Raw genomic sequence first — 12,895 nt, 5'->3', positions numbered from 1 at the left:
GATTCAGGACTTATTATTGTAGTCTAATTTATATTTGTAATCGAATTAATTTATAGGTTTTATTACCTTTAAGCATAAAAAAGGCGAGATTTTGAATCATTCAAAATCTCGCCTTTTTTATGCTTAAGTCAGTATGTTATACTGTATCATTTCCGCTAGACAAACCATCGCTAGAGTTTTCAGAATCATCTGAGTCGAAATCGGATTTTAATGGTTCTATCATAGGTTTTTCTATGTTTTTAGTAGTTGGTTCATTTACTATAGGTGTATTAAACTCCTTTTGAGACGGCATCAGATTAAAATTATCAGGTAAATTTCTAACATTAAGGTCACGTTGTGGAAACGGAATTTCTATACCTTCAGCTTTAAAGCGATTATAAATAGATATTGATATATCACTTGTTGCTTGTAAACCAAGTTCGTAATGTACCCAAATTAATAATCTGAAATTTAGTGAGCTATCTCCAAAATTACTAAAAAGAGCTCTTGGTGCAGGGTTCTTTAGTGTAAATTGATAATTTGATGCAATTTCACTAAGAATTTCTAATACCCGGTTAGGATCGGAATCGTAAGATGTTCCAACTAAAATTTCAATACGTTTTGTGTTATTAGAAAGTGTCCAGTTTATTAAGTCGTTCGAAATTAAATTGTTGTTTGGTACTATAACTTCGGCACCATCAAATGTGGTAATACTTGACGATCTTACACCAATACGGTTTACAATTCCTAATAAATTATTAACTTCTACAGTGTCCCCATGTAGGATAGGACGTTCAAAAACCAAGATTAATCCAGATACGAAATTTGAGATTACGGTTTGCAATCCAAAACCAATACCTAAACCTAAAGCACCTGCCATTAAATTAAATTTACTAAGGTCTATCCCAAGTGCACCCAAGGCTAAAACAAATCCAAATCCTAGAATAAAGTATCTAATCACTAAAGATACTGCGGCAGGAACTCCTTTTGGAAGTTTAAAAATTCGTAATACACCATCGCCATCATTTATTAGAAATGAAATGATTTTAGTTATAGAAAAAGAAAATATTAATATTAAAATAAATCCTATTATTCCTTTTAATGTAAAGGATAAGCTTCCTATTTTGTAGGGTTCTGTAATAGAATCTTGAATTACAGAAGTCAAAGGGCTAAGGACATCTATAATGATTAAAAAGTAGAAAATCCAAATTACTGTTATAATACCTCTAGAAACCTTAAGTGTCTTTTTTTCAACTTGTAATCGGCTCTCTTCATCATAAGAGGCTTTTACACCATAATGCCTATTAATAACTCCTATGGATACTCCATTCCATATCATTAAAAGGCTATAGAAAAAGGTCGTTGTTATTCCACTTTGAGTGCTGATTTTTAATGTGATATCTGTTAAATTAGTATATCCTAAAACATTAGAAACTATAGATATTATACTTAAAATATAAATTACAGGAGTTAACCGTATGAGTAGTTTTCCAAATCCATCGATATCTAGTTTTAGTGTTTTAGATAGGGGATGAGTGAATTTAAATAGTATACCAATTACAATTAATGCTTCAATTAATATATATATACGATATATGCTCGAAGAAAACCACAGATAAGATTTCGCAGAATTTAAAATAAAGAATAATATTACGAAGAATATTATATTTTTAAATTGCTTAAACATGTAAGGACGAATAAGCGGTACCGAACATATTAATATTAATAAGGTCGTAATATCCGTAGACAGTTTTGGGGTATTAGTAAAAATCCATAGTGCTGCTAAAAACGATAAAAACAGCACACAAACGATACTCTGATTTACTAGAACACTTTTTGCTTTCTGTAGTTTCTTTGTTTTTTCGTTGTAAACATATTTAGTAAATCCAGCTTTTAAATACCGAATAAATAAGCTTATTAGCCATATAAAAGCTATGTAAAAAAGGATAACAGCTGCTCTGTTTTTAAAATATCTGAAGGAGCTATTAACATTATTTTCAATAGTTATTACATCCTTTTTTTTATCAGGATCTAAATTGTTATCTTTAAAAGAAGTATTCCATAATGGTTTGTGACGTTGGTAAAAAATATCGTAAAGATTAGAATTCTTTAATTCTGTTAAGTCACTTATTACTTGTTCTGTAATATTAATTTGTTCATTAATTCTAGTCTCCAGAATAAGGTAATAATTATTGTTTTTTATAATAGTTTGTTTCGTTTCTTTTGTTTTTTCCCAAATATGGTTAATAGCATGTAAAACTTCATAAGGAGAGCCTGCATGCACAGCTTCTCTGTAACTTAAATCCCAAACCTTTTCTTTATTAGTAATGTCCGAAATTAATTTGGAATTATTTACCTCTTGCTCATTTACGGTACTTTCCCAACCTGTTAATACGGTTTTAAACCCATACCATTTTGTAATGAGGTTATTTAACTTTTGAAGGTTTGGATCTGCCTTCATGAAACTTTCTGCGGTTTTAGACTCCTGTAGCAAAAACTTATTATGCAAAACATGCACAGAGTCAATTTTTTTAATAGCCTCTGGGATTTGAGTCTTCTTCTGGGTTAATTTAAGTTGGTTTCTTGCATTATCGATTTCTCGCACAATATTTATTAAAGGTATGGCCTTAGGTTTAGAGTTACCCGTAGTGTCTACTGTTTGTGACGCTACCTCTTCAACTTCTGGAATTAACGCAGATTGAGCTGTCGAAAAATAAAACGATAGACACAGTATGATGCAAAATAAATATTTGTAGTTGGTAAACTTAAGACTCATAGAATGTGATGAAAAGTTATAATGTGTAAATATAATCTTTAAAAGAATAAAGTGTTAAAACCTAAATTACTTTATCCAGAAAAGGTTTAATAGATGTTTTATTAATAGAAATTAATTGTTGTTTAGCAATGTTTTGAGCTTCTGGGGTTTTGTTCTGTGATAATTTAAATTTCCCTTCCCAATGCAAAATATCGATTTCAAAACCCATAACATAATTAACAAATTTATCCATACTCGGGTTGTTGTAATCTAATACATAAGCATGTTCTGGTTCTTCTAAAAAAGAGGTCATATCTACCATGGATTGTTTTACTGTATTTTCATTTTCTATTTCAGTAGCAGTTCCTTGCAAATGCACTTTTATATAGTTCCATGTAGGTAGTTCCGCCGCTCCAAAAAGACTCGGTGAGATATAACAATCTGGGCCAGAAAAAATAATGGTCACCGGATTTTTATCGGTTAAAAGTTTGGCTTGCGGATTATTTTTATCGATGTGGCCAATTAACTTACCAGAATTATAAATTAGTGGTAAATGCGAAATAATAGGCATGTTGTTGTCAACGGAAATAACCGTAGCTAACGGATACTGTTTAATCACTTCTAACATGTGATTTTTATCGTTGTCTTGATGTGTTTTAGGCGGATAACTCAATTGAAAAAGATTTTTATTAAACGTTGAATTGGGTTAAATGATGGTCTAAATGTTTGTATTGCATTTTACCCCATTGTTCGGGAGTAAAGTAACCAAAAAGCGGATGATTAGGCCAAGTTTTTACTTCAGTTTTTTTTGAGAATTCGATTATAAGTTGTTCCAATTTTTCTTTTTCTGTTGAAAAATGTTGAGGTGTGGTTATTCTAAATTCTTTTGCCGTTGGTAAATTATGTTTCCATATCTTATCGTTATACAGCAATGGTTTATATAAAGACATCATGAATTTTTGAATAAAACCAAGCTTTGTAGATAGTTCTTCTTTTTTTAAGGCAATGTTTAAAGGACCTTGACAATGTTTTAGCATTTGACTCACATCCATTTTTCCCCATTCAGATTTGGTGTTATCATCTAAAGCATTAAGTCTTTCCAGAATAGAATTACTAGAATTAGTTTCAAATAAACTGTTCATAATCAGTGATTTTAATTGCGTGAGTAATTTACAATTTTTATATTTAGTGTATGTCAGAAAAAAAGGTTCCATTTTCAATAAAAAATTGGTCGCAAGACGATCAACCAAGAGAGAAATTGCTCTATAAGGGACAAGCAGCTTTAAGCGATGCAGAATTAGTCGCAATCTTGATAGGAAGCGGAAATAGAGAGGAAAGTGCTGTCGATTTAACAAAACGAATTTTAGCTAGTGTAGATAATAATTTAAGAGCTTTAGGAAAACTATCTATAAAACAATTAATGACTTTTAAAGGTATCGGAGAAGCCAAAGCGATAAGCATTGCTGCTGCTATGGAACTTGGTAGACGACGTAGAGGAGAGGAGGCTGTTAAGCAAAATAAAATAACATCTTCAGCTTCTGTATTTGATGTTATGCAACCACTTTTAGGCGAATTACCTCATGAAGAATTTTGGATTATTTATCTGAATAATTCCAATACTATTCTACAAAAACAACAATTAAGCAAAGGCGGAATTACAGGAACTTTGGTAGATGTTAGACTCACTTTAAAAATGGCTTTAGAACTTGGTGCAACGGCGCTTATTTTAGTTCATAACCATCCGTCGGGAACTTTAAAACCAAGTGTAGCCGATAAACAAATTACTCAAAAACTAAAAACTGCGGCGGCGAGTTTAGATATTAAAGTATTAGATCATGTTATTATTACCGAGCGTTCTTATTTTAGTTTTGCAGACGAAAACGAAATGTAGTGTGCATTAAGCAGGCTAATTCGTTTTATTAATTGTAAATACATTACTTTTATTACTTTAAAATCAACGTGTGCTTCTAGTATATACTCATAAAATAACACCGCGTATAAAATTTACGTTTAAACATCTCTGTACCAGAATTCTTGGTATTCCTGTGTCGTTTACTACAACTATCGAAGAGTTTATTGCTCACGATAGTTTTAAAATGTCGTACACAAGACAGCCATTGGGACGAGAGATTTTTATACGCAGTCACGAATTGCTTTTTGAACAAGGTATTTCCGATCCAGATTTAAATGTAGCCAATTGGGACGATACTAAATGTTTCTTTTTTAATGGTGATAAAAGCGCCATTCCATACGATATTTTTGCAGCTTCATTTTATTTATTAAGCAGATACGAAGAGTATTTGCCTCACGTAAAGGATGAATATGGAAGATATGTGGCTAATGAAAGTTTGGCTTATAGATACAAATTTTTAAATCAACCCGTTGTCGATATTTGGGCGTATAAATTTAAGGAAGTTTTAAAAGCGCACTATCCAGATCATGAATTCACAGACCGCACGTATGGTATAAAGCCGGTTATAGATGTACCAACACCATACGATTTTAGACTGAAAGGTTTAATGCGGACTTTTGGTGGCACAATCAAAGATTTGTTTGCTTTTAGTTTTAAAAGATTCTACTACCGTTATATGGTTTTATTCGGATTAAAACGCGATCCTTACGATACCTTTAAATACATTTTAAACAAACAAAAACAGACCAAATATAAATTTCATTTTTTCTTTCTAATAGGAGATTATTCCACTTACGATAAGGGTGTTAGTGTTTATCGAAAAGATTTTGTGTCTTTAATAAAATCGGTTGCAGATTATTGTAAAGTGGGGCTAAAAGTCTCTTATTTCGCAATTGAAGACAAGTCGATTTTAAAGGAAGAACATCAGCGTATGGAAGGTATAATTAATACCTCGTTAATGGAATCTCGGAATTCGTTTTCGAAATTAAATTTACCTGATTTATATAGAAACTTAGTCGAATTAGAAGTTCAAGATGACTATACTATGGGGTATGTAAACGAAATTGGCTTTCGTGCTGGAACCTGTACACCATTTTTCTTTTACGATTTAGATTACGAAGTGCAGACACCGCTTCGCATAAATTCGTATCATGTTATAGATTCTGCGTTGTTAAAATATGCGTCTCTATTAGATAAAAAGGAATCTTTGCAATATATTATCAATCAAGTTAAGCGCGTAAATGGCGAATTTGTTCCCGTGTTTCATAATTATACATTTAGTGGCCATGGGCGTTGGAAAGATTTTAAAGAATTATTCAATATTATTTTAGACTCCACAGAAGATGATAAATAAAATAAAAGATGTGTTTTTCGATTTAGACCATACACTTTGGGATTTTGAAAAGAATTCGTCTTTAACCTTTCAAAAAATATTCGAAGTCAATGCATTAGAAACAGATTTAAATGTTTTTTTAGAAGCTTATGTTCCTATTAACTTTGCCTATTGGAAACGTTTTACAATGGGGGAAGTCGATAAAGAAACCTTGCGTTTCGGAAGACTAAACGATACATTCAATCAGTTACAGATTCCTGTTAAAGCAGATTTGGTTCATAAATTATCCGATGATTATTTAAGCTATTTGTCATCGTTTAATCATTTGTTTGACGATACTATTTCGGTATTAAATTATTTACAGCCCAAGTACAATCTTCATATCATTACAAATGGATTCGAGGAAGTACAAGCTTCAAAACTAATAGGTTCAAAAATAAATCAATATTTTAAAACAGTTACAAATTCTGAACAAGCAGGCGTAAAAAAACCAGATCCAAATATTTTTTATTATGCATTAGAACAAGCAAATGCAAATGTAGAAACAAGTATTATGATTGGCGATAACTTAGAAGCAGATATTTTAGGTGCTTTAAATGTAGGATTTCAAGCCATTTATTTTAACGACATTCCTTTAACAACACATAACCATATTACACAAATCGATAAATTAATCGAATTGAAAAACTATTTATAAAACTTAATTATCTTTACCAAAAATCATTAAACTTATGAAAAGATTATTTTTATTGTTATTTGTTAGCGTTTCTTTTGGCGCTTTCGCTCAAAACAACATAAACACATATAAATATGTAATTGTTCCTAATACATATTCATTTTTAAAGGAGTCAAATCAATACGAAATGAATGCATTAACCCAATTTTTATTAGAAAAAAATGGTTTCAATGCGGTTATGGAACAAGATGACATACCAGCCGATTTAAATTCAAATGGATGTTTAGGTTTACGTGCGAATGTCTTAAACGAATCGAGTTTATTTGTTACAAAATTAAAAGTTGTTTTAAAAGATTGTAAAAATCAAGTGGTTTTTGAAAGCGCTATAGGCGATTCAAAAAACAAAGATTACCAAAAAGGATATCAGGAAGCGTTACGAGAAGCGTTTGAATCTTTCGCTGATATAAATTATGTTTACGAAGCTAGTAGTGCAGAAATTGCAGCGCCAGTTGTTGCAGCAAATGTTGCTACACAAGTTCCTGCGGCAGCAACACCCGTAACACAAACTACATCAGCAGCAGTTGCATCTAACGCTGTATCGCAAGCAGTAACTCCAGTGTCTAATGTATTATATGCACAAGAAATTCCTAACGGATACCAATTGGTCGATAGTTCGCCAAAAGTGGTATATAAGTTGAAGAAAACAAAATTAGAACACGTGTATTTTGTTGAAGGAAATCAAGCTATTGTTCATAAATCTGGTGACAATTGGGTTATCGAATTTTATGACGGAGATATTTTAAAAGAAGAAATTTTAAACGTGAAATTTTAATCTCGACTTTTAAACTTTATACGTGATTAGATTCACGAGTAGAAAAGGCGTCACTTTAATAAATTAGGGTGACGTTTTTTTGTTTTTAGTGTTTTGGGTGCTAGGTGAAGAATATTCTAGTAATAAAGGAAACGTTCTGTTGCACTGTATCTGGATTTAGGTTCCATTTCAAGAGATGCTTCAGTTGTGCCTCCTTCTACATGACATTCTTAAAGGGAATTAAAAAGGTTTAACGATTCTAAAATCAAATCTTTGCTCATGCTTCTCGCAGCTCAGCGGTCTTTGTTCTAATTATTAAATAGTCGAGTGTTATGCGTGTGTCGTGAAGCTAGCTTTGAGATCCCGAAAGGAGTTCTTGGGCACATTCGAGTAATTGTAATTTCGATTTTATTGTCAATCTTGAAGAGATCTAAATGAAATCTTGGCTCTTGCTTCTTTCAGCGCAGCGGTCTTTGTTCTAAGAATTAATTAGTCGTGTGTTATGCGTGTGTCGTGAAGCTAGCTTTGAGCTCCTGAAACGCGTTCTGGGTCACATTCGAGTAACTGTAATTTAGATTTTACTGTAAATCTTCAAAAGCTCTAAATCAAATCTTTGCTCTTGCTTCTTTCAGCGCAGCGGTCTTTGTTCTAAAACCCATAATTAATACCCATATTTAGTTTTCCAGCGTTGCTTTAAAAAGTTGCGGTCGGATTGCTCTCTAGGATTAGCACCAGGCTCGTAAAGCTTGGTGTTTTTTATTTCGTCTGGTAAGAATTCTTGCTCAGCGAAATTATTAGCATAGCTATGTGCATATTTATAATCTTCGCCATAGCCCAATTCTTTCATTAATTTTGTGGGTGCATTTCTTATGCCTAGAGGTACAGATAAATCGCCTGTTGCTCTAACCAATTGTTGCGCTTTTCCAATGGCTTCATAAGCCGAATTACTTTTAGCCGAACATGCCAAATAGGTGGTACATTGACTTAACGTAATTCTAGATTCTGGGTAGCCAATTGCAGAAACAGCTTGAAAGGTGTTATTTGCAATTACTAAAGCCGTAGGGTTTGCATTCCCAATATCTTCACTTGCTAAAATTAAAAGACGACGTGCTATAAATTTTACATCTTCACCACCTTCAATCATTCTAGCTAAATAATACACAGCAGCATTGGGATCGCTTCCGCGGATAGATTTTATAAAAGCTGAAATAATATCGTAATGTTGTTCGCCTGTCTTATCGTAACGCACCGTATTGTTTTGCACTTTTTGAAGAACAATGTCGTCTGTAATTACTATGTCGTCACCTTCAAAGGTATTCACAAGTAATTCGAAAATATTTAGTAATTTCCTGCCATCTCCACCAGAAAGGCGTAATAGTGCAGCCGTTTCTTGTAGCTTTATGGTTTTTCTAGCTAAGTATGTGTCCGTCTCGATTGCACGATGCAAAAGCTGTTCTAAATCGGTTTTATCGAATGCATTTAAAACGTAAACCTGACACCGCGATAACAATGCTGGAATAACTTCGAAACTAGGATTTTCTGTTGTTGCTCCAATTAAAGTGACCCAACCTTTTTCGACAGCTTGTAATAAAGAATCTTGTTGCGATTTACTAAATCTGTGAATCTCATCGATAAACAAAATCGGGTTTTTGGTTGTGAATAATCCGCCACTCTGTTTTGCTTTGTCAATAACTTCGCGAATATCTTTTACTCCAGAATTTATGGCACTTAATGTGTAAAATGGTCTGCCGGATTGTGTCGCTATAATATTAGCTAATGTAGTTTTTCCCGTTCCTGGAGGTCCCCAAAAAATCATAGACGAAATTAATCCTTGCTTTAATTGCATGCGCAAAGGCCCTTTTGGACCAACAAGATGCGACTGGCTAATATAATCGTCTAAAGTTTCAGGACGTAAACGTTCTGCTAAAGGTGCGTTCATGTTGTAAAATTACTGTATTTTTTAGTTCTAATTAAATATTTACAGACTGACATTTTATCATTTTATAGAAAAACGGTTTACAATTTGATTATCTAAAGGAAATTCAATTTATGAAACAACACGACCAATTTAAATTTTCTAACGGTGTTTTGGCGTATCCGCTAGCATTTGTATTGATATTGTGGTATGTGTTTTGGTTTGAAATTGAAACGAATATAGTCTTTAATAAACATGGTATTTACCCGCGTACTTTTGAAGGTTTACAAGGCATAATATTCAGCCCGTTTATTCATTCTGGGATTTCACATTTATATCATAACACGATTCCGTTGTTTGTACTTAGTTTAGCATTATTTTATTTTTATAGACCTATTGCTTGGAAAGTTTTGGGGTATGGTATTTTAGTGTCTGGTTTCTTAACGTGGTGTATTGGGAGACCATCTTACCACATTGGAGCGAGTGGATTAATTTATGTTTTAGTAAGTTTTATATTCTTTAAAGGTGTCTTTGCAAAACATTATAGATTGATTGCGTTATCCCTTTTAGTTGTATTTCTTTATGGAAGTATGATTTGGTATGTTATACCTATGGAAGAAGGCATCTCGTGGGAAGGCCATTTGTCTGGGTTAATAACAGGATTACTATTTGCCCTATTTTTTAAGAAAGAAATTGCGAAGCCCAAACAATATGCTTGGGAAAAAGCCGATTATAATCCCGATGATGATCCGTTTTTAAGACAATTTGATGCAGATGGGAACTTTATAGAATCTAAACCCATTGAAGATGATGTTGAAGAGCCTCCTGTTTTAGAAGATCCTTCAACAACATATCACTATATATTTAAAGAAAATAAAACTGAGGATTAACGTCTTTGTCTTAATGCTTCATATAAAAAAGCACCACAAGCAACAGATACATTTAAAGATCCTATCTCGCCTAATAAAGGCAGTTTAGCTTTAGCATCTACAAGTTTTAATACCGAAGGATTAATTCCTTTTCCTTCAGACCCCATAATAATGGCACATGGTTCGGTAAAAGAGACATCGTATAATAAATCGTCTGTTTTTTCTGTAGCTGCAATAACTTTTATTCCAGAAGCTTGCATATAAAACATGGCGTCTTTAATGTGGTCTACTTTACAAATAGGCATTTTAAATACGGCACCAGCACTTGTTTTTATGGTATCTCCATTTACAGGAGCACCACCTTTTTTCTGAATTATAATTCCATCTACTCCAGTACATTCTGCAGTACGAATAATAGCTCCAAAATTTCTTACATCGCTTAATTGATCAAGTAAAAGGAATAGGGGAGTCTTTCCAGATTCCATTACTTTAGTGACTAATTCTTCGATATCCCAAAAGGTAATTGGAGCAATTTGTGCTACAACACCTTGATGGTTTTTAGTCGTAAGTTTATTTAATTTTTCAATAGGAACATAAGAGAAGTTAATACGTTGTTTGCGTAATACACCTTCAAGTTCGTGAGATAATTCGCCTTTAAGTCCTTTTTGAACAAATACTTTATCAATATTTTCACCAGATTGAATCGCTTCTATTACTGCACGAATTCCAAAAATTTGAGTCTCTTTTTCCATGCGGCAAAAATACAATAATTTATGAATAGATAATTAAAAGTTTAAGCATAAAAAAACCACCTCGATTGAGGTGGTTTTAAATATAAATTTACTTGTAATATGTAAGTTTATTCGTTGTAAGGAGTAACTACAATATTTGCTCCATTGTCACTAACTGTTGCAACACCTACAATGATTTCTGTACCAGCAGGAGAAGATAATAGTAAACCTTCTGTTACAATTATACCAGAACCTTGGTTAGCAACACCCCAAGTTAAAGTTAATGGCACTGGCGCATCTTCATATAAGCTAGAGTCTTTATTTTCGTAAACTGAAGCTTTTAAATAGTATACACCATCAGGTAATCCATAAGTGTTATTCTCGTATCCAGAAACTTCAGGACATGCACCTGTTGCACCATCGGAAATATTGTAAGCATCTGTTGCATCTGGAGAAGGATAGTATAAAAGATCGATGTCAATAGAACAGAAGTCTACTGTTACTTCAGCATTAAGTCCATCAGGAACATAAGTGTAAATACCTTCCCAAGCCAATTCTAAATTTAAGATTTGATCTACATAATCGTCATCGATTGTAATGTCAATACTATTAGCAGCTACGTCAAAATTAGCTACAGAATATGCAGAAAGTTCTAGAGTTTTTAGACCTTCTTCATCACCATTAGTAGTAAAATATATTTTACCTGAACCTACTAGTGAACCAGATGGTATAGTAACGCTATCGTAATAATAGTCTGCACTAGAACCAGTTCCTCCAGTTTGCTCTATTTCTATAACCGCATTAACAGGTGCAAGTTCAGCAAGCGTTACTGTATAGGGTATAAAGAAAGGCGTTTCATTGTCTGCATTATATTTGACCATTCTTTCACTAATATCATACGACGATTGCTCCGTAGTAACTGTAGCAGATATTGGTGTATAATCTATTAATGATTCTCCAGTATTGCCGTATTCTTGACAAGATGTAAATACAACACCAGATAGGGTTAATAGACCTAAAATTTTATATATGTTTTTCATTGTATAATTATTTTTTAATTATTGTTTAACCATTGTATAAGCATTACCATCGTATACATCTTCTACAGTAACACTAGTCCAAACTAAATTTCCATTTGAAGTATCTACATACCCTGTACCTGAAACCGTGTTAGAGAAAGGCCAATCGTTTAATAATGTTAACTCTCCGCAAGTATCAGTAAATTTAACTACATATCCACTTGTAGGCCATGCGAACATTTGATTCATCTCGTATAATCCAGGAGATAATTCAGTTACCACGTAAGGGTATCCAACACCACTGTAATATACTAAATATGTTCCAGCTAAATTAGATGAACAGTTTATAGTCACATCGTAAGTTCCCATACTACTGTTAAAGTAATATACTTCACCAGTTTTTTCTGTGATTTTAGTTTTTACTTTTAGTACATCACCAATTCTTAATTCGTCTGGTGTAACACCTGTTCCTTCCAACAATTCATCGATACCATTTAACTGTACGATAAAAGGATCTTCTGTAGAAAAATCAGTAGAAGTTGCTACAAGTATTTCCTCTCCTGTAATAGTTTCTATTTGTTCTTCTCCATCTTCATCTAAATATGGTCTGTAAAGAATAAGTGTTTTAACAAATTCTATTTTCTCTAAATTTTCTACATTTCCTCTACTTAAGAACGCATTCATTGTTAATTCAGCGTCTGTAAAAGTAATTGATGCTTCATCTAAAGGTACTCCTGATTCCGGAGAACCTAAAAGTTTCCCTGTTGATTTAGAAGTATCGACTAAAAACCCCGCTTCAGCTTTAACTGGAGCAACTGTATCTTCGTCAGTTCCACAAGATGTAATACTAAGCGCACTTAGCATTACTACTCCTATATATAATAATTTTTTCATG

Annotated in this window: 12 protein-coding genes; 5 read left to right on the top strand and 7 right to left on the bottom strand. The window is 32.8% G+C overall.

The window, feature by feature from the left end:
* Nucleotides 1-136: 136 nt before the first annotated feature.
* From R6X41_RS03085 to R6X41_RS03075, 3 genes are all read right to left on the bottom strand, one after another.
* A complete protein-coding gene (locus R6X41_RS03085; RefSeq protein ID WP_318497349.1) occupies nt 137-2,755 on the bottom strand; it encodes a mechanosensitive ion channel domain-containing protein in 2,619 nt (872 codons plus the stop codon).
* 61 nt (nt 2,756-2,816) lie between these two features.
* Nucleotides 2,817-3,407, bottom strand: a complete 591-nt coding sequence (locus tag R6X41_RS03080) for an FMN-binding negative transcriptional regulator (protein WP_318497347.1) — start codon at nt 3,405-3,407, stop codon at nt 2,817-2,819.
* Nucleotides 3,408-3,423: 16 nt separating this feature from the next.
* Nucleotides 3,424-3,876 (bottom strand): DUF1569 domain-containing protein, encoded by a 453-nt coding sequence (locus R6X41_RS03075; protein WP_318497346.1) that lies wholly within the window; start codon nt 3,874-3,876, stop codon nt 3,424-3,426.
* Nucleotides 3,877-3,926: 50 nt separating this feature from the next.
* On the opposite strand from R6X41_RS03075, the gene radC reads away from it, so the two are divergent.
* The 4 genes from radC (at nt 3,927) to R6X41_RS03055 (ending at nt 7,487) form a co-directional block, all read left to right on the top strand.
* Nucleotides 3,927-4,625: a RadC family protein gene (gene radC / locus R6X41_RS03070; protein WP_318497344.1), complete on the top strand. Its 699-nt coding sequence runs from the start codon at nt 3,927-3,929 to the stop codon at nt 4,623-4,625.
* Nucleotides 4,626-4,695: 70 nt separating this feature from the next.
* Complete coding sequence (locus R6X41_RS03065) at nt 4,696-6,000, top strand: polysaccharide deacetylase family protein (protein ID WP_318497342.1); 1,305 nt, start codon at nt 4,696-4,698, stop codon at nt 5,998-6,000.
* Nucleotides 5,990-6,676 carry a YjjG family noncanonical pyrimidine nucleotidase gene (locus R6X41_RS03060; protein ID WP_318497340.1) on the top strand — a complete coding sequence of 229 codons (687 nt, stop codon included), beginning with the start codon at nt 5,990-5,992 and terminating at the stop codon, nt 6,674-6,676. The genes R6X41_RS03065 and R6X41_RS03060 overlap by 11 nt, the downstream gene beginning before the upstream one ends.
* 34 nt (nt 6,677-6,710) lie before the next feature.
* Nucleotides 6,711-7,487 carry a hypothetical protein gene (locus tag R6X41_RS03055; RefSeq protein ID WP_318497338.1) on the top strand — a complete coding sequence of 259 codons (777 nt, stop codon included), beginning with the start codon at nt 6,711-6,713 and terminating at the stop codon, nt 7,485-7,487.
* Nucleotides 7,488-8,127: 640 nt separating this feature from the next.
* Here R6X41_RS03055 and R6X41_RS03050 read toward each other — a convergent pair.
* Nucleotides 8,128-9,405 carry a replication-associated recombination protein A gene (locus tag R6X41_RS03050; RefSeq protein WP_318497336.1) on the bottom strand — a complete coding sequence of 426 codons (1,278 nt, stop codon included), beginning with the start codon at nt 9,403-9,405 and terminating at the stop codon, nt 8,128-8,130.
* Nucleotides 9,406-9,515: 110 nt separating this feature from the next.
* Between R6X41_RS03050 and R6X41_RS03045 the strand changes: the two genes are divergently transcribed.
* Nucleotides 9,516-10,271 carry a rhomboid family intramembrane serine protease gene (locus R6X41_RS03045; protein ID WP_318497334.1) on the top strand — a complete coding sequence of 252 codons (756 nt, stop codon included), beginning with the start codon at nt 9,516-9,518 and terminating at the stop codon, nt 10,269-10,271.
* On the opposite strand, the gene rlmB is transcribed toward R6X41_RS03045, so the two are convergent.
* The 3 genes from rlmB to R6X41_RS03030 form a co-directional block, all read right to left on the bottom strand.
* Nucleotides 10,268-11,002 (bottom strand): 23S rRNA (guanosine(2251)-2'-O)-methyltransferase RlmB, encoded by a 735-nt coding sequence (gene rlmB, locus R6X41_RS03040; protein ID WP_318497332.1) that lies wholly within the window; start codon nt 11,000-11,002, stop codon nt 10,268-10,270. The two genes, R6X41_RS03045 and rlmB, sit on opposite strands and share 4 nt — an antisense overlap.
* A gap of 107 nt (nt 11,003-11,109) precedes the next feature.
* Complete coding sequence (locus R6X41_RS03035; protein ID WP_318497330.1) at nt 11,110-12,021, bottom strand: hypothetical protein; 912 nt, start codon at nt 12,019-12,021, stop codon at nt 11,110-11,112.
* An 18-nt stretch (nt 12,022-12,039) separates the two neighbouring features.
* Nucleotides 12,040-12,894 (bottom strand): hypothetical protein, encoded by an 855-nt coding sequence (locus R6X41_RS03030; RefSeq protein ID WP_318497328.1) that lies wholly within the window; start codon nt 12,892-12,894, stop codon nt 12,040-12,042.
* Nucleotide 12,895 lies beyond the last annotated feature (1 nt).

Source organism: Formosa sejongensis (genome assembly GCF_033447105.1).
GTDB lineage: Bacteria > Bacteroidota > Bacteroidia > Flavobacteriales > Flavobacteriaceae > Formosa.
The sequence above is the reverse complement of the archived record's forward strand: the minus strand, read 5'-3'. Positions and strand labels throughout refer to the sequence as shown.